22 protein-coding genes are annotated in these 24,733 nt (G+C 61.5%); 4 read left to right on the top strand and 18 right to left on the bottom strand.

The annotated features are described in order from the left end of the window. Positions 1-7: 7 nt before the first annotated feature. The 3 genes from tsaB to ppc all read right to left on the bottom strand — a co-directional run bounded on the left by tsaB (position 8) and on the right by ppc (position 4,342). Positions 8-682 (bottom strand): tRNA (adenosine(37)-N6)-threonylcarbamoyltransferase complex dimerization subunit type 1 TsaB, encoded by a 675-nt coding sequence (tsaB, locus tag ACEN83_RS05200; RefSeq protein ID WP_495579686.1) that lies wholly within the window; start codon positions 680-682, stop codon positions 8-10. A gap of 94 nt (positions 683-776) precedes the next feature. Beyond that, positions 777-1,424, bottom strand: coding sequence for an adenylate kinase (adk, locus tag ACEN83_RS05195; RefSeq protein WP_007975015.1), 648 nt, complete (start codon positions 1,422-1,424; stop codon positions 777-779). 287 nt (positions 1,425-1,711) lie between these two features. Then, positions 1,712-4,342 carry a phosphoenolpyruvate carboxylase gene (gene ppc / locus ACEN83_RS05190; RefSeq protein ID WP_495579685.1) on the bottom strand — a complete coding sequence of 877 codons (2,631 nt, stop codon included), beginning with the start codon at positions 4,340-4,342 and terminating at the stop codon, positions 1,712-1,714. Between the two features lie 201 nt (positions 4,343-4,543). Here ppc and ACEN83_RS05185 point away from each other — a divergent pair, with 201 nt between their 5' ends. The 3 genes from ACEN83_RS05185 to lptF all read left to right on the top strand — a co-directional run bounded on the left by ACEN83_RS05185 (position 4,544) and on the right by lptF (position 6,517). After that, positions 4,544-4,888 (top strand): hypothetical protein, encoded by a 345-nt coding sequence (locus ACEN83_RS05185; RefSeq protein ID WP_007975019.1) that lies wholly within the window; start codon positions 4,544-4,546, stop codon positions 4,886-4,888. A gap of 372 nt (positions 4,889-5,260) precedes the next feature. Next, positions 5,261-5,674 carry a DUF4398 domain-containing protein gene (locus ACEN83_RS05180; protein ID WP_495579684.1) on the top strand — a complete coding sequence of 138 codons (414 nt, stop codon included), beginning with the start codon at positions 5,261-5,263 and terminating at the stop codon, positions 5,672-5,674. Positions 5,675-5,719: 45 nt separating this feature from the next. After that, positions 5,720-6,517 carry a lipotoxin F family OmpA-related lipoprotein LptF gene (gene lptF, locus ACEN83_RS05175; protein WP_495579683.1) on the top strand — a complete coding sequence of 266 codons (798 nt, stop codon included), beginning with the start codon at positions 5,720-5,722 and terminating at the stop codon, positions 6,515-6,517. A 140-nt stretch (positions 6,518-6,657) separates the two neighbouring features. Here the strand turns inward: lptF and ACEN83_RS05170 are convergent, their stop codons facing one another. The 15 genes from ACEN83_RS05170 to ACEN83_RS05100 all read right to left on the bottom strand — a co-directional run bounded on the left by ACEN83_RS05170 (position 6,658) and on the right by ACEN83_RS05100 (position 23,550). Beyond that, positions 6,658-6,987, bottom strand: a complete 330-nt coding sequence (locus ACEN83_RS05170) for a PA3694 family proteiin (RefSeq protein ID WP_495579682.1) — start codon at positions 6,985-6,987, stop codon at positions 6,658-6,660. Further along, positions 6,984-7,898, bottom strand: coding sequence for an alpha/beta hydrolase (locus ACEN83_RS05165; protein WP_116581978.1), 915 nt, complete (start codon positions 7,896-7,898; stop codon positions 6,984-6,986). Before ACEN83_RS05165 ends, ACEN83_RS05170 begins: the two co-directional genes overlap by 4 nt. Positions 7,899-8,045: 147 nt before the next feature. After that, positions 8,046-9,323 (bottom strand): flavohemoglobin expression-modulating QEGLA motif protein, encoded by a 1,278-nt coding sequence (locus ACEN83_RS05160; protein ID WP_007975033.1) that lies wholly within the window; start codon positions 9,321-9,323, stop codon positions 8,046-8,048. A gap of 32 nt (positions 9,324-9,355) precedes the next feature. Next, the gene (locus tag ACEN83_RS05155; RefSeq protein ID WP_495579681.1) at positions 9,356-9,910 is read right to left on the bottom strand and encodes a hypothetical protein; all 555 of its coding nucleotides are present in this window, start codon (positions 9,908-9,910) and stop codon (positions 9,356-9,358) included. 125 nt (positions 9,911-10,035) lie between these two features. Beyond that, entirely contained in the window at positions 10,036-10,752 is a 717-nt protein-coding gene (locus ACEN83_RS05150) for a TetR/AcrR family transcriptional regulator (protein WP_041474790.1), read from the bottom strand. Positions 10,753-10,853: 101 nt separating this feature from the next. Beyond that, positions 10,854-12,356, bottom strand: coding sequence for a lysine--tRNA ligase (gene lysS / locus ACEN83_RS05145; RefSeq protein ID WP_150732066.1), 1,503 nt, complete (start codon positions 12,354-12,356; stop codon positions 10,854-10,856). 95 nt (positions 12,357-12,451) lie between these two features. Further along, positions 12,452-13,547 (bottom strand): peptide chain release factor 2 gene (prfB, locus tag ACEN83_RS05140; RefSeq protein WP_095965010.1). Its coding sequence is split into 2 segments (ribosomal slippage): positions 12,452-13,474 and positions 13,476-13,547, totalling 1,095 coding nucleotides; the frame shifts between segments, so codons are not numbered across the junction. Positions 13,548-14,095: 548 nt separating this feature from the next. Beyond that, positions 14,096-15,097 carry a diguanylate cyclase domain-containing protein gene (locus ACEN83_RS05135; protein WP_495579680.1) on the bottom strand — a complete coding sequence of 334 codons (1,002 nt, stop codon included), beginning with the start codon at positions 15,095-15,097 and terminating at the stop codon, positions 14,096-14,098. A gap of 48 nt (positions 15,098-15,145) precedes the next feature. After that, positions 15,146-16,156, bottom strand: coding sequence for a chemotaxis response regulator protein-glutamate methylesterase (locus ACEN83_RS05130; RefSeq protein ID WP_116581974.1), 1,011 nt, complete (start codon positions 16,154-16,156; stop codon positions 15,146-15,148). Next, positions 16,153-18,447 (bottom strand): hybrid sensor histidine kinase/response regulator, encoded by a 2,295-nt coding sequence (locus tag ACEN83_RS05125; protein ID WP_495579679.1) that lies wholly within the window; start codon positions 18,445-18,447, stop codon positions 16,153-16,155. Before ACEN83_RS05125 ends, ACEN83_RS05130 begins: the two co-directional genes overlap by 4 nt. Continuing rightward, the gene (locus ACEN83_RS05120; RefSeq protein ID WP_495579678.1) at positions 18,444-19,124 is read right to left on the bottom strand and encodes a chemotaxis protein CheW; all 681 of its coding nucleotides are present in this window, start codon (positions 19,122-19,124) and stop codon (positions 18,444-18,446) included. Before ACEN83_RS05120 ends, ACEN83_RS05125 begins: the two co-directional genes overlap by 4 nt. Further along, on the bottom strand, positions 19,121-20,392 hold the full coding sequence (locus tag ACEN83_RS05115; RefSeq protein WP_116581971.1) for a CheR family methyltransferase: 1,272 nt from the start codon (positions 20,390-20,392) through the stop codon (positions 19,121-19,123). Before ACEN83_RS05115 ends, ACEN83_RS05120 begins: the two co-directional genes overlap by 4 nt. After that, entirely contained in the window at positions 20,389-20,925 is a 537-nt protein-coding gene (locus ACEN83_RS05110) for a chemotaxis protein CheW (RefSeq protein WP_116581970.1), read from the bottom strand. Before ACEN83_RS05110 ends, ACEN83_RS05115 begins: the two co-directional genes overlap by 4 nt. Next, positions 20,925-22,547, bottom strand: coding sequence for a methyl-accepting chemotaxis protein (locus ACEN83_RS05105; RefSeq protein WP_495579677.1), 1,623 nt, complete (start codon positions 22,545-22,547; stop codon positions 20,925-20,927). The genes ACEN83_RS05110 and ACEN83_RS05105 overlap by 1 nt, the downstream gene beginning before the upstream one ends. 310 nt (positions 22,548-22,857) lie before the next feature. Then, positions 22,858-23,550, bottom strand: a complete 693-nt coding sequence (locus ACEN83_RS05100; RefSeq protein ID WP_495579676.1) for a tellurite resistance TerB family protein — start codon at positions 23,548-23,550, stop codon at positions 22,858-22,860. 182 nt (positions 23,551-23,732) lie between these two features. Here ACEN83_RS05100 and ACEN83_RS05095 point away from each other — a divergent pair, with 182 nt between their 5' ends. Further along, entirely contained in the window at positions 23,733-24,647 is a 915-nt protein-coding gene (locus ACEN83_RS05095) for a LysR family transcriptional regulator (protein WP_007975056.1), read from the top strand. Positions 24,648-24,733: the final 86 nt, after the last annotated feature.

Here is a 24,733-nt window from a genome sequence, read left to right as displayed (position 1 = left end):
TTTACGGTTAACGCGCCTTTGGTGTGGCCACTTTGTCCCGCAGATAAACCGGCTGCGCCTCGTCAGCCACGATCGCCTCGCCACGCGCCCAGGCAAATCGCGCCAGGGTCAGCAGGTCTTCGGCATGGGGCAACATGGCCGCGTCCTGGCCGCTCAGGCTGACCGCGATACGCTCGCCATACCCCCAACCGGTACCGGCACCGAACCACTCGCCGCCGGCATCGGCCGGCAATGCCGCGGACTCCGGCGGCAGTACCGCTTCAGCGCCAACAAGACGCATCTCCCCGGCCTTTTCGCGGTAGCACCCCCAATACACTTCATCCATGCGCGCATCGATGGCAGCGGCGACCTGAGTGGCGCCGTGTTCGCGCAATGCACGTTGCGCCAGCACGGCCAGGTTCGACACCGGCAGCACCGGGCGATCCAGGGCAAACGCCAGGCCTTGCACCACGCCGATGGCGATGCGCACACCGGTGAAGGCTCCCGGCCCACGGCCGAACGCAATGGCATCGACCGCTTGCAGGGTGGTGCCAGCATCGGCCAGCAATTGCTTGATCATCGGCAACAGCTTCTGCGCGTGCAGGCGCGGGATCACCTCGTAATGGCTCGTGACCTTGCCGTCATGCAGCAAGGCAACGGAGCAAGCTTCAGTCGCGGTGTCCAGGGCCAGCAAGGTGCTCATCGATGTATCCGTAACAAGAGGTCAGAAAAAGTGCGTCAGTATAAACAACTACGGCCCGCAAGCGGGCCGTAGAAGATGAAGCGATTCAGACTTTTCAGCTCAGGGCTGCAAGCACCTTGGCGGTGATCGCTTCAACCGAACCGACGCCTTCGATATGGCTGTACTTCGGCTTGCCATTGGCAGCCGACAGCGTCTGGTAGAACTCCACCAGCGGCTTGGTCTGGGAGTGGTAGACCGACAGGCGATGACGCACGGTTTCTTCGGTGTCGTCCTTGCGCTGTACCAGCTCTTCACCGGTGATGTCGTCCTTGCCGGCGATTTTCGGCGGGTTGTAGACGATGTGGTACACGCGGCCGCTGGCCTCGTGAACACGACGACCGGCGATACGCTGGACGATTTCTTCGTCTTCGACGGCGATTTCAACCACTGCGTCCAGCTCGACGCCGGCAGTCACCAGGGCTTCAGCCTGGGGAATGGTGCGCGGGAAGCCGTCGAACAGGAAACCGTTAGCGCAGTCTGGCTGGGCAATACGGTCCTTGACCAGTGCGATGATCAGGTCATCGGACACCAGGCCACCGGCATCCATGATGCTCTTGGCCTTGATGCCCAGCTCGGTGCCGGCCTTGACCGCTGCACGCAGCATGTCGCCGGTGGAGATTTGCGGAATGCCGAATTTTTCGGTGATGAACTTAGCCTGAGTACCTTTACCGGCCCCGGGAGCTCCCAGCAGAATGACGCGCATCGATGTGCTCCTCAATTTTTTATATGGATAACGTCAGATTCGCCTCGTGGGGCCAATCTCAAAAAAGGGTCGTGGCCGCCCAAACGGCCAAAGGCTGATCAAGATACACAGCAGGCTGCGCCCACACAAGACGCCAAAAGTCGGAGAAACCGCTGCCTCCTGCGACCATTGCGCACGGTTCCCCAAGTCGCAACCCCAACATTAACTGTCGCCTGACAGCACTTTTCAACCCGTCCTGCGGCGGCATCCGCCTCACCTGCCGGATGCCTGCCCCCATGGCAAAAACCTTAGCCGGTGTTACGCAAACCGGCGGCAATCCCCGCGACAGACACCAGCAGGGCCTGTTCTACAGGGCTGCCCTGCGCCACGTCCTGCACGCGTGAACGGGCCAGCAACTCGGCCTGCAATAGATGAAGCGGGTCGAGGTAGGTGTTGCGCAAGCGGATGAATTCAAGGGTCGCTGGGCTATGTGCCAGCAGCTGCGACTGCCCGGTCAGGCCGAGGACGATGGCGCACGCCTGCGACAATAGGTCGCGTAAGTGCGCACCCAATGGCAACAGATTCGGCTCCACCAGACGCTCGTCATAGGACTGGGCAATGTCGGCATCCGCCTTGGCCAGGACCATCTCCAGCATATCGATGCGGGTGCGGAAGAACGGCCATTGCTCACGCATCTGCCCCAGCAGTTCACCTTCACCCCGCTCCAGTGCCTTGCTCAGGGCAGATTCCCAACCCAGCCAGGCCGGCAACATCAGGCGCGTCTGGGTCCAGCCGAAGATCCACGGAATCGCCCGCAGGCTTTCGATCCCCCCGGCCCGGCGCTTGGCCGGGCGACTGCCCAGGGGCAAACGGCCGAGTTCCTGCTCCGGCGTGGACTGGCGGAAATACTCCACGAACTGCGGATTCTCCCGCACCACGGCACGGTAGGCGCTGACACCGTCTGCGGCCAGTTCGTCCATCAAATGGCGCCACTCAGGCGTTGGTGGCGGCGGCGGCAGCAAGGTCGCCTCAAGCACGGCGGCCAGGTACAGGTTGAGGTTTTGCTCGGCGATGTCCGGCAGGCCGAATTTGAATCGAATCATTTCACCCTGTTCGGTGGTGCGGAAGCGCCCTGCCACCGAACCCGGCGGCTGCGACAGGATCGCCGCGTGAGCCGGGCCGCCGCCACGCCCCACGGTGCCGCCGCGACCGTGGAACAGCAGCAGTTCCACTTGCTGTTCGCGGCAGATATCCACCAGTCGCTCCTGCGCCCGGTACTGCGCCCAGGCCGCCGCGGTGGTGCCGGCGTCCTTGGCCGAGTCGGAATAGCCGATCATCACTTCCTGCGGCCCTTGCAGGCGCGAACGATAGCCCGGCAACAGCAGCAGCTTCTCGATCACCGGGCCGGCGTTGTCGAGGTCGGCCAGAGTTTCGAACAGCGGCACCACGCGCATCGGCCGCAGCACGCCGGATTCCTTGAGCAACAATTGCACCGCCAGCACATCGGAAGCGGCACCGGCCATCGAGATCACATAGGAACCGAGCGACGCCCCCGGTGCAGCGGCGATTTCCCGACAGGTCGCCAGCACCTCGGCGGTGTCGGCGGAGGGCTTGAAGTACGCTGGCAGCAAGGGCCGGCGGTTGTTCAATTCACGCATCAGGAAGGCGATGCGCTCTTCCTCACTCCAGTCCTCGTAGCGCCCCAGGCCGAGGTAGTCGGTGATTTCGGTCATGGCCGCGGTGTGTCGCGACGAGTCCTGGCGCACATCCAGACGAACCAGGAACAGGCCGAAGGTCACCGCCCGGCGCAGGCAATCGAGCAACGGTCCGTCGGCGATCACGCCCATGCCGCACTCGTGCAACGAGTGGTAGCACAGCTCCAACGGGTCGAGCAGTTCGCGGTTGTCTTGCAGCACATCGGCCGAAGCCGGCGTGGGCGTCGCCAGCGAGGTGTGCGCCCAGTTGCGCGTCGCCCGCAGGCGTTCGCGCAGCTGTTTGAGCACGGCCCGGTAAGGTTCGGCACTGTCACCCGCCTTGGCCTTCAATTCATCGCTGGCCTGCTGCATGGACAGCTCAGCCGCCAGGTGGTCGACATCGCGCAGGTACAGATCAGCCGCCATCCAGCGCGCCAAGAGTAAAACCTCTCGGGTCACCGCCGCCGTCACATTGGGGTTGCCGTCGCGGTCGCCGCCCATCCACGAGGCAAAGCGAATCGGCGCCGCCTCCAGGGGCAAGCGCAGGCCGGTGGCGGCGTGCAGGGCCTGGTCGGCCCTGCGCAGGTAATTGGGAATGGCCTGCCACAGCGAATGCTCGATCACCGCGAAACCCCACTTGGCTTCGTCCACCGGTGTCGGACGCGTGCGGCGGATTTCCTCGGTGTGCCAAGCTTCGGCGATCAGGCGCTGCAAGGTGGTCTTGATCTGCTCGCGCTCGGCACTGGTCAAATCGCGGTGATCCTGCGCCGCCAGTTGCGCGGCGATGGCGTCGTACTTCTGGATCAGCGTGCGGCGCGCGACTTCGGTCGGGTGCGCGGTCAGCACCAGTTCAATCTCCAGTCGCCCCAATTGCCGGGCCAGTGCGTCGGCACCATGACCCTCGGCGCGCAGGCGAGCGAGCAATTCGGGCAACACCCTGGCTTCGAACGGCGCCGGCTGAGACTCCTCCCGACGGTGAATCAACTGGTATTGCTCGGCAATATTGGCCAGGTTGAGAAACTGGTTGAACGCCCGCGCTACCGGCAACAGTTCGTCTTCGCTCAACTGGTTGAGGCTGGCGCTGAGCTCGGCGTCCATGGAGCCGCGCCGATCCGCCTTGGCGCCCTTGCGGATCTGCTCGATCTTGTCGAGAAAACCGTCGCCATATTGCTCACGAATGGTGTTGCCCAACAGCTCACCCAACAGGTGAACATCCTCGCGCAAGCGTGCATCAATATCGGTCATCAGCAGGTCTCCAGCAAAAAATCCGGGCGGCTTGGAACCTAGAGAGTGCCGCCCCAGACAGGTTCTTACAAGCAAGACGACGAAGGGCCTTCAAACCTTGCCCGTTGAGGCTAGTCTGAAGATAAGCCGTACAACGGCTGTCGCCGGCCAATGCCGGACACTCACCCTGCCCGCCACGAGCGGTCGCGCCATGAGGTCACTATGAAAATTCGCGAGCTTGCCCACCACTGGGAAGAAAACGCCAAGGGTCGCCTGACCGACACCGGCTACTCGATTCATCTGGATGTGGAGTCCGCCGCACGGCTGGCCGCGCTCGTCGAGATGTACCCCAAGCGGCATCCCGAAGAACTGCTCGGCGATCTGATTGGCGCCGCGCTCGAAGAGCTGGAAAGAAGCTTCCCGTACATCAAGGGCTCGACCGTGGTCGCCACTGACGAAGAAGGTGATCCACTGTACGAAGACATCGGGCCGACCCCGCGTTTTCTGGCGCTGTCCCGTCGGCATCTGCACGACATGTCGGTGCCGGACGACAAACAGAAACACTGAGTTTTCGTAGAACCCTGTGGGAGCGGGCTTGCTCGCGAAGGCGGTATATCAGTCAACATTATTGTTGAATGTTAAACCTCATTCGCGAGCAAGCCCGCTCCCACACTGGCCCGTTTTTCACTTCAAAAATTGCGTTACTCCGGGCCTGTAAAAAGTCCGGTATACCGCTGTGCGTGACATAAATCCCCGCCTTAGAGCCCTGCCGATTCGGTCAAAGTTTTTCGATAGCCGGCTAATTTCTCTGAACTTTCAAAAAAAGCCTCGGGTCAACCCAAGTAACCACGCCTGGGACGAGCGTTTCAAAACACCCCGCAATTGATGGCTTCAGCGCCCTGCCCAGGATGGATTCAATGCTTTTCAGGAGTTAGCCCAATGGAGTTGAAGACCATGAAAACCCGAACCGGCACATCCTCGTTCACTCATTCACGCGGCCTCCAGCTGGCGGCGCTGGCCCTCGGCAGCAGCCTGATCCTGGCCGGTTGCGCCGGTAACCCGCCGACCGAGCAGTACGCGGTGACCCAATCGGCCGTCAACGACGCCGTGAGCGCCGGCGGCACCGAGTTCGCCGCGGTGGAAATGAAGTCGGCCCAGGACAAGCTCAAGCAAGCCGAAATCGCCATGCACGACAAAAAATATGACCAGGCCCGGACACTTGCCGAACAGGCCGAGTGGGACGCTCGTGTCGCAGAGCGCAAGGCCCAGGCGATGAAGGCCGAACAATCCGTGAAGGACGCGCAGAAAGGCGTTCAGGAATTGCGTCAGGAAAGCCAGCGCACCATTCAGTAAGCGGCGCGGCGCCACGCATTCCCACTCGACTAAAAGGACGAAATGATGAAACGCATTCAACTGATGATCCCAACCCTGCTGGCGGCCACCATCGCCCTGGCGGCCTGCTCCACGCCGCCCAACGCCAACCTCGAACAGGCCCGCACCAACTACAGCGGCCTGCAAGCCGACCCGCAAGCCAGCAAAGTCGCAGCCCTGGAAACCAAGGAAGCCAGCGACTATCTGGACAAGGCCGACCAGGCCTACAGGGACAAGCAAGACGCAGCCAAGGTTGACCAGCTTGCCTATCTGACCAACCAGCGGGTTGAACTGGCCAAGCAGACCATTGCCCTGCGCACCGCTGAAGCCAATCTGAAAAACACTTCGGCACAACGGGCCGAGGCCCGCCTGGCAGGCCGCGATCAGCAGATCAAACAACTGAAGGACAGCCTCAACGCCAGACAGACCGAGCGCGGGACACTGGTGACCTTCGGGGATGTGCTGTTCGCCACGGACAAGGCCGAGCTGAAATCCAACGGCCTGATGAACATCAACAAACTGGCGCAGTACCTCCAGGAAAACCCCGACCGCAAAGTGATTGTCGAGGGTTACACCGACAGCACCGGTACGGTATCGCACAACCAGTCGCTGTCGGAGCGTCGTGCGGATTCCGTGCGAGCGGCCCTGGTGAAGATGGGCGTCGACCCGACGCGCATCGTTGCCCAGGGGTATGGCAAGGAATATCCGGTGGCGGATAACACCAGCACCTCGGGCCGGGCAATGAACCGCCGGGTGGAGGTGACCATTTCCAATGACAACCAGCCGGTGATGCCGCGTTCGGCGGTGAGTTCATACACCCAATAATCAGCCACAACACAAACCAAATGTGGGAGTGGGCTTGCTCGCGAAGGCGGTTTAACTTTCAGCAATAATGCTGACTGATACACCGCCTTCGCGAGCAAGCCCGCTCCCACATTGGATCTGTGTTGTTAGTTGGAACCGGGTTACTGCTCCAGCTTCTGCGGCGTCTCCTGCCCCATGCAACGCACGGCTTTTTTCTTGCTGTCGACCAGCACGCCGGTCAGGCCTTTCTGTTCCATGTCAAACAGCACCAGCACGCCATCGATGCACTGCGCCACTTGCGCCGCCGGTTCCAGTGAGACCTTGTAGTCTTCGCCCGGAATGGTCTTGAGCATGGTGAAGTCGTTGAGCAGCAACGCATCCTCGGGCTTGGCGAAGTGCAGGTAGCCGTACCACCACAGGGCACCGACGGTGCCGAGGATGCTGCAGATACCGGTGATGATCAGCGGGATGGCGTTACGTTCTTCACTCATTGCGGACTCTCTGGTGGTTCATCTTCAGAATTCGGGGGTGCCGGATAATTGGGAATTTCACCCAGGCGGCGCAGGCCGTTGAAATGCTGCGGGTCATCGAGATAGCGCAGCATGACGTTACGCCAGACCGGGTCGGCGAACGTCTGCACGTGACCGCCCCGGGTCAGTTGCAGCACCCTCGGCGGGGGCGCAGCTTGATACAGTCGGATGCCGTTGGAAAGAGGCACGATCGGATCGTCGATGCTGTGGTAGATCAGTTTCGGCACATATTTAAGTTGCGCCATGGAGTTGATCGCGCTGTCGCCGTCTGGCACCAGCCACGACAACGGCACCTGGAACGTCCAGAACACCCATGAATTACTCAACGCATAGCGACCGACGCTACGGTAACTGGCGGGCACACCATCGAGGACAAAAGCCTTGAGTTGTTTCTGCCGTTGCGGGTGCTGGACCAGGTAATGCACGGCCATCGAGCCACCGAGGCTCTGGCCGAGCAGGATCAGCGGCTTGCCTTGAACCTCCGGCGCCTTGTCCAGCCAGGCGAACGCCGCATCGATGTCCTGGTAGATCGCCGGCAGGCTCGGTTCGCCTTCGGACAGGCCGTAACCGCGATAGTCCACAAGCAACACCTGGTAACCATTTTTCGGCAACCAGAAACTGCCGCCAAGGTGCATGGGCAGGTTTCCGCCATTGCCGTGCAAGTGCAGCACCGTGCCCTTGACCTCAACCCCCTGCTTCACCGGCAGCCACCAGGCATTCAGCTTGAGGCCATCGGCGGTGTTCAAGGTGATGGTGCGATACTCGAGCCCGGCCTTTTCCGGGGTGAACAACTGGCCGGGTTCCGGATAGAACAGCAGCGAGCTGCAGCCATTCAAGACCAGGAAAAGGCAAAGGATGCCGAGGATTCTCATCCGTTGAAACCTCGCAGAAAAGGGGTGGAACACGGTTCAATGTGGGAGCGGGCTTGCTCGCGAATGCGGTTTAATATTCAACATCTCAGTTGGCTGACACACTGCCTTCGCGAGCAAGCCCGCTCCCACATTTGGATCTCACCAGCCTTAAAGGATGTTGGAGTAATCCGCCTCGATCCGGTCCAGGCTCAGGTGGTTGAGGAAGTTGGAGAAGCACATCCACGCCGACAACGCGTTCATGTCGCGGAACTGTTCCGGCAGGTACTTGGGCGGCACCACCAGGCCTTCGTCCACCAGCTGACGCAAGGTACGCATGTCTTCCAGGGTGGTCTTGCCGCAGAACAACAGCGGTATCTGCTCCAGCTTGCCTTTACGCACGGCCAGTTGAATGTAGTTGTAAATCATGATGAAGCCCTTGAGGTAGGACAAGTCTTTGGTGAATGGCAGACCTGTCGGCACCGAGCCGCGGAACACGCGGCTGGCGTTGCTGTAGCTCTCGGGCATCTCGAAGCCTTGCTCACGGAAGAACTCGAACACCTGCAGGAAATCCGCGCCTTCCTCCACCATGTGAATGGCGCGGGTGCGGTTGGTCAGTTTGCGCAGGCGACTCGGGTACGAGGCGAAGGTGATGATTTCCATCAGGATCGCCAGGCCTTCCTGGGTCACCGTCGACGAGGGCGGGCCTTTGGCCAGGAAGGTGCAGATCGGCTGGTTCAGGCCGTTGAGCGTGGTACCGACGTGCACCAGCCCTTCGTGGACCTCCAGGGCGCGCACATCGCGCTGGTTGAACATCGCGTCGGAGCGGATCTTGATGTAGTCGGCGCCGGCCGCCGCATCGGCGACGATGCCATCGGACTCGAACACCCGGATGGTTTCCTCGGCTTCGCCAAACACCTTGTTCAACCGGTGCTGCAATAGGTCGACCGCATCCTTGGCGGTCAGCGTCTTCGGTTCGTCCTTGAGGTCGCCACGGCCGTCGATGTTGTTCAGGTATTCGGACAGCATCATGCCCAGGTCGGACAGGGTCGGGTCGCCGGCATGGAACGCGTCGGACGCGGCGCCGTACAATTCCTGGGAAATCAGGCCGAAATCCTCGGTGCCGCGCGCTTCGAGCATGCGCACCACCATGCGGTACTCCTTGCACATGCGCCGCATGATCTGACCGACGGGGTTGAACTGGCCGAGCTGGCGGGTGATGTCGCGCTCGATGTTCTGGAACTCCAGCTTCACTTTGCTGGAGTCGAACGCCAGCGGCCGGTTGAGGTAGTAGTCGCGGTCCACCGCGGGCATTTCCTTGCCCTTGGCCTTGAGGAAGCCCTTGCGAATGTTGTCGTCCCATTTGACCGCATCGAGTACGCGGATCGGCGTCTGTGCCAGTACGATGCGATCAGACAAAATGCGTATCGACTGTTGGTAATCGTCCACGCGAAACTCCTGTAGAAACCTGTGGGTGCTGCTTACTTGGCCTTGGCCTGGCGCTGATAGCGCACCGCTTCGACGAACACATCGGAATTGGCCGGGTCGTCGAGGTAGGCGGCGACTTGATCCATTTGGCTGTCTATCAATACGCCATCGCCCTCGTTGGTCTGGAAGCTTTCACCGCTCAGGGCGTTCTGCTTGATGGCCTGGTTGATCTGTTCGAGGTCGAGGTTGTAGACCACCAACTCATGTTTGTCGGTCAGCTCAAAACCGCCAAGGGTGAAATGCCCGCCGAACTGCGCCGGCACTTTTGCCGACAGGTACCAGCGGCTGCCATGACGCGACACTGTGAAAGGATAGGCCTCCCGCTCCCCGGGCCTGGCCCGGTAATAGCTGACGGCTTGATAACGATTGTCGCCGAGGCGGGTCAGTTCGAGGTTGAGCGCCTCGCCCCAGGCATTGGTGCTGGTCCATTTGCCGAGTAATCCTTTGGGCGCGGGGTCGCTTGCAGGCAGCGGCTCCTTGAAGGACACCAGACAGCCACTGAGCAGCAAGAACGACAAGGCGATCACAACGACACGCCAGGCTTTCATTCAATACTCCCTATGAATACACCGCCGACCTGTAGGAGCTGCCGCAGGCTGCGATCTTTTGATCTTGATCCTTTAAAAACAAGATCAAAAGATCGCAGCCTGCGGCAGCTCCTACAGGGATCGCGTTACACCGATGCCAGCACCAGGTGCATGTAGCGCGTCAGGATGCCGAGCATTTCCTCTTCGGCGGCAGGCTCGTCTACGTTGAGCAGGCCCTGATATTCCATCCGGCCGATAATCGCCGTCAACACCTTGGCATCCTGATGCGGCTCGCGCGAGCCCAGCACCTGGAACAGCTGGCAAGAGCCCTGCAACAGGATTTGCTGATGCGAACGCACCAGTTCGGCCAGGCGCGGGTTAAGCAACGCCTCCTGGCGGAACGCCTGCTCGGCCATCAGGTGTTCGCGGCGATTGATCAGTTGCCGGTGAACGTAATCGGTCATCAGCCGTGCGATATCGTCCGCCAGTTTCGAGCGCGCCTGCGGGCTGCCATCGCCACTGGCGATCATGTCACGCAGCAGGCCCTCGTTGTTCACCCACAGCTTGCCCATGTAAGCGGCACTGCGTTCCACGTATTGGGCGAAGGTATCGGTGAGCAAATCATCGATATCCTTGAAATAGTAAGTGGTTGCCGACAACGGCACTTGCGCCTCGGCGGCCACCGCACGGTGCCGGACTGCACGCACGCCATCGCGCACGACAATGCGCATCGCGGCGTCGAGAATGTCCTGTCGACGCTGCTCACTGCCCTGTCGGCTGGCCTTGCGACCCTGGTACTGAACACTTTCAGCGACCGCAGTGGCGATACCCGCTGCACCTTCTTGAGCCATTGCACGAATCACGACAGGTATTTCCTCTCAGATGAAAGTAACAAGTTGATACGTTTGTACCAGACAGGCAATAAAAAAGCCGCCTGAAAAGGCGGCTTTTTTAGTTGAAACACTTACGCTTGCGGCCGCATGTGCGGGAACAGGATCACGTCGCGGATCGACGGGGAGTTGGTCAGCAGCATCACCAGGCGGTCGATACCGATACCTTCACCCGCCGTTGGCGGCATGCCGTACTCCAGCGCACGCACGAAGTCGGCGTCGTAGTGCATGGCTTCGTCGTCGCCGGCGTCCTTGTCGGCCACCTGGGCCATGAAACGCTCGGCCTGGTCTTCCGCGTCGTTCAACTCGGAGTAGGCGTTGGCGATTTCACGACCACCGATGAACAGCTCGAAACGGTCGGTGACGTTCGGGTTGTCGTCGTTACGACGGGCCAGCGGCGACACTTCGAACGGGTACTGGGTAATGAAGTGCGGCTGTTCCAGCTTGTGCTCGACCAGCTCTTCGAAAATCATCACCTGCAGCTTGCCCAGGCCTTCGAAGCCCAGCACCTTGGCGCCGGCTTTCTTGGCGATGGCGCGAGCCTTGTCGATGTCGTTCAGGTCGTCGGCGGTCAACTCAGGGTTGTACTTGAGGATCGAGTCGAACACCGACAGACGCACGAACGGCTCGCCGAAGTGGAACACCTTGTCGCCGTATGGCACGTCGGTGCTGCCCAGAACCAGCTGCGCCAGCTCACGGAACAGTTCTTCGGTCAGGTCCATGTTGTCTTCGTAGTCGGCGTAGGCCTGGTAGAACTCCAACATGGTGAATTCAGGGTTGTGACGAGTCGAAACGCCTTCGTTACGGAAGTTGCGGTTGATCTCGAACACTTTCTCGAACCCGCCGACAACAAGGCGCTTGAGGTACAGCTCAGGTGCAATGCGCAAGAACATTTCCATGTCCAGCGCGTTGTGGTGGGTTTCGAACGGCTTGGCGGCCGCGCCGCCCGGAATGGTCTGCAGCATCGGCGTTTCCACTTCCAGGAAGTCACGCTTCATCAGGAAGCTGCGGATGTGGGCGATGACTTGCGAACGCACGCGGAAGGTCTGGCGCACGTCTTCGTTGACGATCAGGTCAACGTAGCGCTGGCGGTAGCGCTGTTCAGTGTCGGTCAGGCCGTGGTGCTTGTCCGGCAGCGGGCGCAGGGATTTGGTCAGCAGGCGCACGCTGGTCATTTCAACGTACAGGTCACCTTTGCCGGAACGGGCCAAGGTGCCTTCGGCGGCAATGATGTCGCCCATGTCCCAGGTTTTCACCGCGGCCAGGGTTTCTTCGGACAGGGTCTTGCGATTGACGTAGACCTGGATACGACCGGTCATGTCCTGGATCACCATGAACGAGCCACGGTTGAGCATGATACGACCGGCAACCTTGACCGGGATCGCAGCCTCTGCCAGCTCTTCCTTGGTCTTGTCCGCGTACTGTTTCTGCAGTGCATCGCAGTAGTTTTCGCGGCGGAAGTCATTCGGGAAGGCATTGCCCTTGGCGCGCTCGGCAGCAAGCTTTTCCTTGCGCAGGGCGATCAGGGAGTTTTCTTCCTGTTGCAGGGCTTGCGGGTCGAGTTCTAGGTCGCTCATGTCTTTAAATATTCCATCTGGTTCGTTTTCCCCGGCCTGCGGCCGGGGATCGCCGGCAAGCCGGCTCCTACAGGGGATCGCGGTGTGTCAGTAACTTACAGCCCGGACTTCAGGCTCGCTTCCAGGTATTCGTCGATGTCGCCATCGAGCACCTTGTCACAGTCGCTGCGTTCGATGTTGGTGCGCAGATCCTTGATCCGCGAGGCATCGAGCACGTACGAACGGATCTGATGACCCCAGCCGATATCGGACTTGGTGTCTTCCAGCGCCTGGGACGCCGCGTTGCGTTTCTGCATTTCCTGCTCGTACAACTTGGCCCGCAGCATTTTCATGGCGGTGTCCTTGTTGGCGTGCTGGGAACGTTCGTTCTGGCAGCTGACCACGGTGTTGGTCGGTACGTGGGTGATACGTACGGCCGAGTCGGTGGTGTTTACGTGCTGACCACCGGCACCCGAGGAACGATAGGTGTCGATCCGCAAGTCTGCCGGGTTGATTTCGATTTCCACCTTGTCATCGATCTCTGGCGAGACGAAGACCGCGGAGAACGAGGTGTGGCGACGGTTGCCGGAGTCGAACGGGCTCTTGCGCACCAGACGGTGAACGCCGATCTCGGTCCGCAACCAGCCAAACGCGTATTCGCCCTTGATGTGCACGGTCGCGCCCTTGATCCCGGCGACTTCACCGGCGGACAGTTCCATGATGGTCGCATCGAAACCGCGTTTGTCGGCCCAGCGCAGGTACATGCGCAGCAGGATGTTGGCCCAGTCCTGGGCTTCGGTGCCGCCGGAACCGGCCTGGATGTCCAGGTAGGCGTTGTTCGGGTCCATTTCGTGGCTGAACATGCGACGGAATTCCAGCTTGGCCAGACTTTCCTCGAGACGGGCCAGCTCGGCGACGACATCGTCCACTGCGCCTTCGTCGTTTTCTTCGACAGCCATGTCCAGCAGGTCGCGGCAATCGGCCAGACCGGTGTTCAGTTCGTCCAGGGTATCGACGATCTGCGCCAGCGCAGCGCGCTCGCGGCCCAACTCCTGGGCGTATTCAGGTTTGTTCCAGACACTCGGATCTTCAAGCTCGCGATTGACTTCGGTCAGACGCTCATGCTTTTGATCGTAGTCAAAGATACCCCCGAATGGTTTCGGAGCGCTCGGACAGGTCCTTGATGGTGTTCAGGATCGGGTTGATTTCCATGACGGGCAGCACTCGTTGGCGAACTTTTGAAAGCCGGCGAGTATAACGCAATCAAGCTGTCACGGCAGCCCGCCTGGCGGCTTTAGGGGCGAATGGTTGGGGGTTGCGACGAAAACTTGTAGGAGCTGCCGCAGGCTGCGATCTTTTGATCTTGCCTGTAAAAAACAAAATCAAAAGATCGCAGCCTTCGGCAGCTCCTACAGGGGCATGGTGCTTACCCGATGCCCACTTGGTTGCGCCCGTTGTTCTTCGCCGAATACAGCCCTTTGTCCGCCGCCAGGATCTGTAGGAGCTGCCGAAGGCTGCGATCTTTTGATCTTGCCTGTAAAAAACAAAATCAAAAGATCGCAGCCTGCGGCAGCTCCTACAGGGGCGTGGTGCTTACCCGATCCCCACTTGGTTGCGACCGTTGTTCTTCGCCGAATACAGCCCCTTGTCCGCCGCCAGGATCTGTAGGAGCTGCCGAAGGCTGCGATCTTTTGATCTTGCCTGTAAAAAACAAAATCAAAAGATCGCAGCCTGCGGCAGCTCCTACAGGGGCGTGGTGCTTACCCGATCCCCACTTGGTTGCGTCCGTTGTTTTTCGCCGAATACAGTCCCTTGTCCGCCGCCAGGATCAGGTCGCGGCAGTTGCTGCCCGCTTTCGGGGTGATGGTCGACAGGCCGATGCTGATGGTCAGGCTCGCCCCTTCGGTTGGCGAGTTATGCGGGATCTTCAGGGCTGCCACGGTCTGGCGCAGCTTCTCGGCGACAAGCCGCGCGCCGCCCTGGGAGGTATTGGGCAGCACCAGGGCAAATTCTTCGCCTCCGTAGCGGGCCGGCAGGTCCGAAGGGCGGGCGCTGGCGTCCTTGATCGCCGCGGCGACCTTGCGCAGGGCTTCGTCGCCTTCCAGGTGGCCAAAGCTGTCGTTGTAGGCCTTGAAGTAGTCGACATCGATCATCAGCAACGACAACTGGCTCTGCTCACGCAGCGAGCGGCGCCACTCCAGTTCCATGTACTCGTCGAAGTGCCGACGGTTCGACAGCCCGGTCAGGCCATCGGAGTTCATCAGGCGTTGCAGGACCAGGTTGGTGTCGAGCAGTTGCTGCTGGCTGACCCGCAACGCGCGGTACGCCGCGTCCCGTTGCAGCAGGGTCATGTAGGACCGTGAGTGATAGCGGATACGCGCGACCAGTTCGATGGTGTCCGGCAGCTTGACCAGGTAATCATTGGCCCCGGCCGCGAAGGCCGCGCTCTTGATCAGCGGGTCTTCCTTGGTCGACAGGACGATGATCGGAATGTCCTTGGTCGCCGGGTGATTGCGGTATTCGCGCACCAGGCTCAGACCGTCAAGGCCGGGCATGACCAGATCCTGCAGGATGACCGTCGGCTTGATGCGCACCGCGTGGGCGATGGCCTGGTGTGGATCGGCGCAGAAGTGGAAATCGATGTTCTCTTCGTTCGCCAGGCCCCGGCGCACGGCTTCGCCGATCATGGCCTGATCGTCCACCAGCAACACCATGGCGGCGTTTTCGTCGGTCTTGAAGTCGTCGAGCTGTAATTCATTCATGTGCGGTCACCTGAGTACTACCTGAGCCAGGAATGAGGAAAAAAGTGCTCATTTGGCGAAAATCTCCAGCAATCGTGGCGCTATCTTGTCCAGCGGGCGAATCTCCACGGCAGCGTCGATGGCTGCGGCCGCCTTTGGCATGCCGTACACCGCACTGCTGCCCTGGTCTTGTGCGATGGTCAGGTAGCCCTGTTGGCGCATGAGTTTAAGCCCCTGGGCGCCATCACGCCCCATGCCGGTGAGTAAAACCCCCACGGCATCACCGTTCCAGTAACTGGCCACGCTCTCGAAGAACACATCGATGGAAGGCCGGTAGATCTCGTTGACCGGTTCGGCGGTGTAGGCCAGCGTGCCGTTTTTCAGCAAGCGGATATGGTGATTGGTGCCGGCCAGCAATACCGTGCCGCTTTGCGGCGGCTCGCCTTCCTCGGCCAGGCGCACGTTGAGGCCGCTGGCACTGCCGAGCCATTCAGCCATGCCGGCGGCAAACACCTGGTCAACGTGCTGCACCAGCACGATGGCCGGGGAGAAATCACGCGGCAGGCCCTTGAGCAAGACTTCCAGCGCCGCCGGCCCACCGGCGGATGAGCCGATGGCGATCAGGCTCTGGCGTGAACCCGAACTGCGCAACGGTGCCGGCGCCGGGCGCGGGCGATTGCCCTTGTCGCCGATCAGCCAGCCGATGTTCATGATCTTGCGCAACAACGGCGCAGCCGCTTCCTGGGCATTGCCGGCGCCGACGGTCGGGGTGTCGACCACGTCCAGCGCACCGTGGCCCATGGCCTCGAACACCCGGTGCACGTTCTGCTGGCGATCCACGGTGACGATGACAATGGCGCACGGGCTCTCGGCCATGATCCGCCGCGTGGCCTCGACGCCATCCATCACCGGCATGATCAGGTCCATCAGGATCAGGTCCGGCGTGTCCTGCGCGCACAGGCGCACCGCTTCGGCGCCATTGCCGGCGACCCAGACCACCTCGTGTGTCCGCTCGAATGCCAGGGCGCGGCGCAGGGCCTCCACCGCCATGGGCATGTCGTTGACGATCGCAATCCTCATGCACGCGCTCCTCCAATGAGCTCGACCACTGCATCGAGCAAGGCGTCGTCATGAAAACTGGCCTTGGCTAGATAATAGTCGGCACCGGCATCCAGTCCACGGCGCCGATCCTCCTCACGATCCTTGTAGGACACCACCATCACCGGCAGCGATTGCAGGCGATTGTCCCGACGCAGCAACGTAACCAGTTCGATGCCGTCCATGCGCGGCATATCAATGTCGGTGATCAGCAGATCGAAATCCTCCGAACGCAACGCGTTCCAGCCGTCCATGCCGTCTACCGCAACCGCGACGTCGTACCCGCGATTGAGCAACAGCTTGCGCTGCAACTCTCGCACGGTCAGGGAATCGTCCACCACCAGAATTCGCTTGCGGGCTGCCTCGACCACCTGATTGCTGTGGCGGGCGATGCGTTCCAGGCGCCCGGTGTTGAGCAGTTTTTCCACCGAACGCAGCATGTCTTCGACGTCGACGATCAGCACCACCGAGCCGTCGTCGAGCAGGGCCCCGGCGGAAATGTCCTGCACCTTGCCCAGACGTTCATCCAGCGGCAGCACCACCAATGTCCGCTCCCCGATAAACCGCTCCACGGCCACGCCGTAGATCGCATCGCGCTCGCGAATCACCACGACTTTCAGGGTTTGCCCGCTGTTCTGGCTGGCCGGGCGATGCAGCAACTGGCTGGCCGCCACCAGCCCGACATGCCGGCCTTCGTGCCAGAAATGCTGGCGACCTTCGACCTGCACGATGTCCGCCGGCTCCAGATCACACATGCGCTCAATGTGCGCCAGCGGAAAGGCATAGGCCTCGTCGCCGACTTCCACCACCAGGCTGCGCACCACCGACAGGGTCAACGGCACTTCAAGATGGAAGCGACTGCCCTCGCCCGCCGTCTGCTCCAGCACCACCGCACCGCGCAACTGCCGGACCATGTGCTGCACCGCATCCAGGCCGACCCCACGACCGGACACCTCGGTGACCCTGTCGCGCAGACTGAAACCGGGCAGGAACAGGAACGTCAGCAGTTCTTCCTCGCTCAACTGCGCGGCGGTTTCTGCGGGGGACAGATTTCGTTCAACGATACTGCGACGGACTTTTTCCAGATCCACGCCGTTACCGTCATCGCTCAATTCAAGCACCAGCAAACCGGCCTGATGAGACGCGCGCAGGCGAATCAAACCTTCCGCCGGCTTGCCGGCCAGCAGGCGTTGTTCCGGAAGTTCGATGCCGTGATCGACCGCGTTGCGCAACAGGTGAGTCAGCGGCGCCTCGAGCTTTTCCAGCACGTCGCGATCGACCTGAGTCTTCTCGCCTTCAATCTCCAGTCGCACCTGTTTGCCCAGGTCGCGCCCCAGATCACGGACCATGCGCACCTGCCCGGTCAACACATCGGCAAAGGGCCGCATGCGGCAAGCCAGCGCCGTGTCGTACAACACCTGCGCCCGCTGGCTGGCCTGCCAGGCGAACTCATCGAGTTCAGCGTTCTTTTCCATGAGCAACTGCTGGGATTGCGCGAGCAAGCGCCGCGCATCCTCGAGGGCTTCCTGGGCTTCCAGGCTCAAGGCGTGATCCTTGAGATGAACGTTGAGATTTTCCAGCGCTCGCAGGCTGTTGCTCTGCATGCGCTTGAGTCGCTGCATGGTCGCCAGATGCGGCTTCAGGCGCTGGGTTTCCACCAGGGATTTGCTGGACAGATCGAGCAGGCTGTTCAGGCGCTCGGCGGTGACGCGCAACACACGTTCGCCATTTTCGGTGGTGCGTTTGGTCTTGCGCGGGGCTGGCGCCGGAGACGGTTCGACGACAGGCGCCGGCGGCTCGACCTCGGGCGCAGGTGCTTCGAGCATGAGCTCGGAAATAATCCGTTCGGCCATGACCGGTTCGGCAGGCGCAACCAGCGGCGCTGTCGGATCCAGCAAGCGTGCCATCAAGGATACGTAAGCCTCAATGTCCGAGGTCTGCGGGTTGTTGCCCGGCGTGGCGATGCGCATCAGCAGATCGGTGCCTTGCAGCAACGCATCGATGTGTTCGGGGCGCAGCAACAGGCGCCCTTCCTGGGCACTGACCAGGCAATCCTCCATGACGTGGGCGACGCTGACCCCGGCATCGACGCCCACGATCCGCGCCGCGCCCTTGAGCGAGTGCGCCGCGCGCATGCACGATTCAAGCTGATCGGCCAGGGTCGGATCGCGCTCAAGCGCCAGCAGGCCGGCACTCAAGACCTGGGTCTGGGCTTCGGCCTCCAGGCTGAACAGCTCCAGCAAAGAGGCGTCGCGCATTTGCTCGGGGGTCATGTGAGGCTCCGGGTCACGGCGGACAACAGCTGTTCTTCATCCAGCCAACGCAGGCTGCGACCTTTGAATTGCAACACGCCACGAGTGTATTTGGCGCTGGCCTGGGCCCCCGAGCGCGATGCGCTATCGAGGACATGCTCGTCGATGGCGTGAATCCCGTCGACTTCGTCCACCGGCACCACCACCGGCCCGCCATGGGCCGCGATGATCAGCATGCGCGGCATGACTCGCGCACCCGGCGCCACATTGCCGGTGCCGTCGAGCCCGAGCAGCTCCACCAGCGACAGGCAGGCGACCAGCGCGCCGCGCACATTCGCCACGCCGAGCAAGGCCCGGGAGCGCTGGTGCGGCAAAGAGTGAATCGTCTGCAACGGCGACACTTCCACAAGGCTGCGCGTGGCCAGGCCCAACCACTCCTCCCCCAGGCGGAACATCAACAACGAGCGGGTTTTCACCTCGCTCTCGAGCGCGACGGACACTGGCCCGCGCTCTTCCTGCTGCAAGGCATAACGATCGAGCAGACGCGTCGCAGCGGCCGAATACACGGCACAATTGCGGCAATGAATATGTTCGGCCAGCAACGGGCAGGACTTGTCGCCGTGGATACCGATGCGGTTCCAGCAATCGTCGATGGCCTGGGCATCCCGGGTGACGCTTAAGGTGTCGGAGGCGATCATCGTTTACGCTCACTGTCGGCGGCGCGTGCGCTGCGGGCGGCACGCTCCTGCAATCGTCTGGCCCCCGCCGCGTCACCCTGGGCCTGCAGCAAGGCGGCCAGGTGCATCAACGCTTCGGGATGTTGCGGTTCGAGGTACAACGCCTTGCGATAAAAGCCCTGGGCTTCCAGGACATTTCCCGCTACATCACTGAGCAGTCCCAGCCAGTAGAACACCTGGGCTACCGGTTCATGACTGCGCAAATAGCTGTCACACGCGGCTTTTGCCTCGGCGCTTTTGCCTTCGTTGGCCAGCCCGGCGATGTTCGCCAGCAGCGCGGCCGTATCGGTGCCAGAGGTTTTCGGCACAGGCGCCAGCGGCACGACACCGGCGAACGGACGGCTGCGCACCGGCGCTGCTGGTCGATTGCGCAACGGTTGCGGCACAGGCAAGGGGGTTGGAACGAATGTCGGCAGGGGTACAGGCTCCGCAGTCCCTTGTCGACTGAAGGCGAAGGACTGCGCGATACCGATCGAGCGCATCCCCAGACGCCCCAGCAGACTGCCTTCGGCCGGGCCGATAAACAGCACGCCGTCATCATGGGTCAGACGCTTGAGGACTTCAAAGACTTGCTTCTGGGTCGGCTGGTCGAAATAGATCAGCAGGTTGCGACAAAACACGAAATCGAATGGCGGCTCACCGGCCAGCAAGGCCGGGTCCAGCAGATTGCCGACCTGCAAGCGCACCTGCTCCTGCACACGCGGGTCCAGGCGATAGCCGTCGCCTTCGGCAATGAAATGGCGGTCGCGAAAGGCGATGTCGTCGCCCCGAAAGGAATTCTTGCCGTACAAGGCTCGCCTGGCTTTATCCACCGACAACGGGCTGACGTCCATGCCGTCGACCTTGAACTGGTGCGGCTTGAGCCCGGCATCGAGCAACGCCATGGCGATTGAGTACGGTTCTTCACCGGTGGAACACGGCAGGCTGAGAATCCGTAGTGCGCGCAGGTTGTTGATTTCAGCCAGCCGCTTGCTCGCCAGTTTCGCCAGGGTGGCGAAGGACTCCGGATAGCGGAAGAACCAGGTTTCCGGAACGATCACCGCTTCGATCAACGCCTGTTGCTCGTCCCGTGACCCCTGCAAGGTGCGCCAATATTCATCGGCCGACACGGCTTGCGAAACGATGCTGCGCTGGCGCACCGCTCGCTCGATGATCGCCGGTCCTACCGAGGTCACGTCGAGTCCGATGGTTTCCTTGAGAAAGTCGAAAAAACGCTGGTCGCTGTTCATGGCCGCTCCTGCAGCAGCGCCGGATCCATTGGCGGCGAAGGAAACAACAAGGCGCGCACCTGATCGTTCAGCAGATCACTGACCCGTACCCATTGCAGCAAGCCTTGCTCGTCCTTGCGCACCGGCCCCAGGTAAGGCGCCTGGCGATTGTCCAGGCCGTAGGGCTGGAAGTCCGCCGGATCGCAGCGCAAGGTGTCGGTCGCCTGCTCCAGAATCAGCCCGAGCAGTTGTGTCTCGCCGGCTTCATCCGGGCGGTAGTTGACCAACACCAGTCGGGTGCTGGTACGGGCCTGTGCCGGTGCACCAAACGTCAGTGCACTCAAGTCGATCACCGGCACCACGGCACCCCGATAGGCGAACACCCCGGCGACCCAGGCGGGGGCATGGGCAATGGGCTTTAACGGCAGGCGCGGCAGCACCTCAGCCACTTCGACAGCCTTCAAGGCATAGCGCTCGCTGCCGATGCGAAACACCAGAAACAATGCATGCAGCGCCTGCTTCACGGCAGAGCGCTTGGCCGTGATTTCGCTCATCAGACTTTGAATCGCGAAACGCCGCTGCGCAGCCCGACGGCCACCTGGCTCAGTTCATCGATGGCGAAACTGGCCTGGCGCAGAGACTCGACCGTCTGGCTGCTGGCATCACCCAACTGCACCAACGCATGGTTGATCTGCTCGGCACCGGTAGCCTGGGCCTGCATCCCTTCGTTGACCATCAGTACCCGCGGCGCCAGCGCCTGGACCTGATGGATGATCTGCGACAACTGCTCGCCGACCTGCTGCACCTCGGACATGCCGCGACGCACTTCTTCGGAAAACTTGTCCATGCCCATGACCCCGGCCGAGACCGCGGACTGGATCTCGCGCACCATTTGCTCGATGTCGTAGGTGGCCACTGCCGTCTGGTCCGCCAGGCGCCGCACTTCGGTGGCGACCACGGCAAAACCGCGCCCGTACTCACCGGCCTTCTCGGCCTCGATGGCGGCGTTGAGCGACAGCAGGTTGGTCTGGTCGGCCACCTTGACGATGGTCACCACCACCTGATTGATGTTGCCGGCCTTCTCGTTGAGGATCGCCAGCTTGGCATTGACCAGATCGGCCGCGCCCATCACCGAATGCATGGTTTCCTCCATGCGCGCCAGGCCCTGCTGCCCGGAGCCGGCGGCCACGGAAGCCTGATCGGCAGCGGTGGAGACCTCGGTCATGGTGCGCACCAGGTCCCGGGAGGTGGCGGCGATTTCACGGGAGGTCGCGCCGATTTCCGTGGTGGTGGCGGCGGTTTCCGTGGCAGTGGCCTGTTGCTGCTTGGAGGTGGCGGCGATCTCGGTGACCGACGTGGTCACCTGCACCGACGAGCGCTGTGCCTGGGACACCAGCGAAGTGAGCTCGGTCATCATGTCGTTGAAACCGGTCTCCACCGCACCGAACTCGTCCTTGCGCTCCAGATTGAGACGGCGGCTGAGATCGCCCGTACGCATGACTTCGAGGATCTGCACGATACGGTTCATCGGCGCCATGATTGCGCGCATCAACAGCAGGCCGCACAGACCGGCAGCCAGCACGGCGATCACCAGGGAAATGCCCATGATGACTTTTGCGGTGAGTACCGCATCGTCGATGGCCGCGATATCCCGGTCCGCCACTCCTTTGTTTTCGCTGATGATGTCGTTGAGTTTCATGCGCCCCGCGGTCCAGGCCGGGGTCAATTGTTCGTTGAACAAGCGGATCGCTTCGACGGCCTGATTGCGCTTGTGCAGGTCGAGCACCGCAGCCAGGACTTTGCTGTAGTCGTCGTGAAGCTTTATGAAGGCGGCGTACTCGACCTTGTCTTCATCCGTGGTGACCGTGTCGCTGTAGTTCTTCATCTGCGCTTGCAGACGGGTTTCGAAGGTATTGAAGTTTTCCGCCTGTTCAGCACTCAACCCCTGCCCTTCACTGAATCCAAGAATTTCCTGGGCCCGAAGGTAACTGTCCACCCAGGCGCTGCGAACCATGGAGCTGTAATACAGCCCGGGAAGCGCGTCTTCACGTACGCTCGCTTCACTGCTTTCGATCTTCAGCAACCGCGAATACGAGACGACCACCATCAACAACATGATGGCGATAATGACCGCAAAACTCGCCAAAATGCGTTGGCGCAATGTCCAGTTCTTCACAGTCAATCCTCAGGCCTGATTCGAAATGCGGGGAGTATAGCCGAGGGCGGTGTTTCATTTATAAGACGGATGCACGCCACTTCTCATCCCGTTGAAAAAAGGCGGGATGGGCTCTGGGTGGGACTGTCCGCTAATTGAGGGAAGGGGTGTTAGGGGTGATTGGGTAGAATCGGGCGATGGATCGGCCATTGGGGATGTGGCGCGACTGAAAACGAGGACCTGTGGGAGCTGGCTTGCCAGCGAAAGCGTCGTGTCAGACAACCGATTACTGACTGAATGACCGCCTTCGCTGGCAAGCCAGCTCCCACAATTACATCGAAGCCTGGCGCACCTGCTTCTCCAGTTCAGCCTTCAACCCCGGCTCCAGCTTGAGTTGCCGCGCCAGTTCATCCAGGTAGGACTTCTCCATGAAGTTCTCCTCGTCGACCATCATCACACTCGCGATGTACATCTCGGCGGCGGTCTCCGGCGTGCGCGCGGCACGGGCGACGTCGGCGGGGTCCAGCGGTTTGTTGAGTTCGGCGTGCAGCCAGTGTTGCAGCTCCTGGTCATTGTCGAGCTTGATGAACTCGCCCTCGATCAGTGCGCGCTCACGTTCGTCGACGTGCCCGTCAGCCTTGGCCGCGGCCACCAGCGCCTTGAGAATCGCCTGGCTGTGCTGCTCGACTTGCGCGGCAGGCAAGCGGTCGAGGGTTTGCGGTTCGGTTTCCGGCGCTGTGCCCTGCTGGGCCTGCCAGTTGCCGTAGGCCTTGTAGGCCAGCACGCCCAACGCGGCGAGGCCGCCGTAGACCGCCACCTTGCCGCCGACCTTGCGGGCCTTCTTGCTGCCGAGCAGCAAGCCCATGGCGCCTGCCGCCAATGCCCCGCCGCTCGCGCCTGAGAGCAAACCGCCGAGGGCACAGGTGCCACCGCTCGCGCCCTTTTGCTGTGAGCCGCCGGCCTTGTTCTGCAGCAGGTCCTGGCCGGACTTGAGTAGTTGATCGAGCAATCCACGGGTGTTCATTTGCTGCCTCCACAGGACGTTTAACCTGAAATCAAGGGCACCAGCCTAGATCGAAAGTGCCGACGCCCCGTGCGCGAGAGTGCTTCCAGATGTTGCATCGTCAGGCCACCTGGCGCTGACCATCGAAAAAAAAGATATACACTCCAGTAAATCGATAAAAACTGCCCACCGGGTGCTTCCCCATGATGACCTTGCGTCAGATCCGCCATTTCATCGCTGTGGCCGAGACCGGTTCGATCTCCGCCGCCGCGCAAACCGCGTTCATTTCCCAGTCGACCCTGACCCTGGCGATCCAGCAACTGGAGGAGGAAATCGGCGTCAGCCTGTTCAGCCGCCACGCCAAGGGCATGACCCTGACCCACCAGGGCCATCAATTCCTGCGCCAGGCGCACTTAATCCTGGCCACCGTGGACAACGCCAAGCGCAGCCTGCAACAGAGCACCGACCAGGTCGCCGGGCAATTGATCGTCGGCGTGACCAGCCTGGTGGCCGGTTATTACCTGGCGGACTTGCTCACCCGTTTCCAGCGCGCCTACCCCAACGTGGAAATCCGCGTGATGGAAGACGAGCGCCCGTACATCGAGCATTTGCTGGTCAGCGGCGAGATCGATGTCGGCGTGCTGATCCTCTCCAACCTCGAAGACCGTCACGCTCTGCAGACCGAAGTGCTGACCCACTCGCCGCACCGGCTATGGCTGCCGGCCCAGCATCCCTTGCTGGAACACGACAGCATCAACCTCGCCGATGTGGCCCGCGAGCCATTGATTCAACTGAACGTCGACGAAATGGACCGCAACGCCCAACGCATGTGGTCCGCCGCCTCGCTGCAACCGCGCATCACCCTGCGCACGGCCTCGACCGAAGCGGTGCGAAGCCTGGTGGCTGCCGGCTTGGGCGTGTCGATCCAGCCCGACATGACCTATCGCCCGTGGTCGCTTGAGGGCGACATCATCGAAGCGCGGCCGATTGCCGACCTCAGCCAGACCCTGGATGTCGGCCTCGCCTGGCGTCGCGGCACGGCCCGGCCGGCGCTGGTGGACCCGTTCCTGACGGTCGCTCGCGAACAACCCCATGGCGGGCGCAAGCCATCTATTTAATCGAACGCCACCTTCAGTATTTAGTATTTGTTGTCCTCGGGCCCGCGAACTAGTCTTGTTACATCTATATAAGACGGCCGGGTCCC

It is taken from the genome of Pseudomonas sp. Pseusp49 (assembly GCF_059491875.1).
Note: the sequence above shows the minus strand (reverse complement) of the source record. Positions and strands in the feature narration are given on the sequence as shown.

Excerpts from the sequence above, each read along its gene's own strand:
- ACEN83_RS05095 (WP_007975056.1), top strand. The coding sequence starts at position 23,733 with ATGATGACCTTGCGTCAGATCCGCCATTTCATCGCTGTGGCCGAGACC.
- ACEN83_RS05130 (WP_116581974.1), bottom strand. The coding sequence starts at position 16,156 with ATGAGGATTGCGATCGTCAACGACATGCCCATGGCGGTGGAGGCCCTG.
- ppc (WP_495579685.1), bottom strand. The coding sequence starts at position 4,342 with ATGACCGATATTGATGCACGCTTGCGCGAGGATGTTCACCTGTTGGGT.
- ACEN83_RS05100 (WP_495579676.1), bottom strand. The coding sequence starts at position 23,550 with ATGAACACCCGTGGATTGCTCGATCAACTACTCAAGTCCGGCCAGGAC.
- tsaB (WP_495579686.1), bottom strand. The coding sequence starts at position 682 with ATGAGCACCTTGCTGGCCCTGGACACCGCGACTGAAGCTTGCTCCGTT.
- ACEN83_RS05125 (WP_495579679.1), bottom strand. The coding sequence starts at position 18,447 with ATGACCCCCGAGCAAATGCGCGACGCCTCTTTGCTGGAGCTGTTCAGC.
- adk (WP_007975015.1), bottom strand. The coding sequence starts at position 1,424 with ATGCGCGTCATTCTGCTGGGAGCTCCCGGGGCCGGTAAAGGTACTCAG.
- ACEN83_RS05185 (WP_007975019.1), top strand. The coding sequence starts at position 4,544 with ATGAAAATTCGCGAGCTTGCCCACCACTGGGAAGAAAACGCCAAGGGT.
- lptF (WP_495579683.1), top strand. The coding sequence starts at position 5,720 with ATGAAACGCATTCAACTGATGATCCCAACCCTGCTGGCGGCCACCATC.
- ACEN83_RS05155 (WP_495579681.1), bottom strand. The coding sequence starts at position 9,910 with ATGAAAGCCTGGCGTGTCGTTGTGATCGCCTTGTCGTTCTTGCTGCTC.
- ACEN83_RS05110 (WP_116581970.1), bottom strand. The coding sequence starts at position 20,925 with ATGAGCGAAATCACGGCCAAGCGCTCTGCCGTGAAGCAGGCGCTGCAT.
- ACEN83_RS05170 (WP_495579682.1), bottom strand. The coding sequence starts at position 6,987 with ATGAGTGAAGAACGTAACGCCATCCCGCTGATCATCACCGGTATCTGC.
- lysS (WP_150732066.1), bottom strand. The coding sequence starts at position 12,356 with ATGAGCGACCTAGAACTCGACCCGCAAGCCCTGCAACAGGAAGAAAAC.
- ACEN83_RS05135 (WP_495579680.1), bottom strand. The coding sequence starts at position 15,097 with ATGAATGAATTACAGCTCGACGACTTCAAGACCGACGAAAACGCCGCC.
- ACEN83_RS05115 (WP_116581971.1), bottom strand. The coding sequence starts at position 20,392 with ATGAACAGCGACCAGCGTTTTTTCGACTTTCTCAAGGAAACCATCGGA.
- ACEN83_RS05120 (WP_495579678.1), bottom strand. The coding sequence starts at position 19,124 with ATGATCGCCTCCGACACCTTAAGCGTCACCCGGGATGCCCAGGCCATC.
- ACEN83_RS05165 (WP_116581978.1), bottom strand. The coding sequence starts at position 7,898 with ATGAGAATCCTCGGCATCCTTTGCCTTTTCCTGGTCTTGAATGGCTGC.
- ACEN83_RS05180 (WP_495579684.1), top strand. The coding sequence starts at position 5,261 with ATGGAGTTGAAGACCATGAAAACCCGAACCGGCACATCCTCGTTCACT.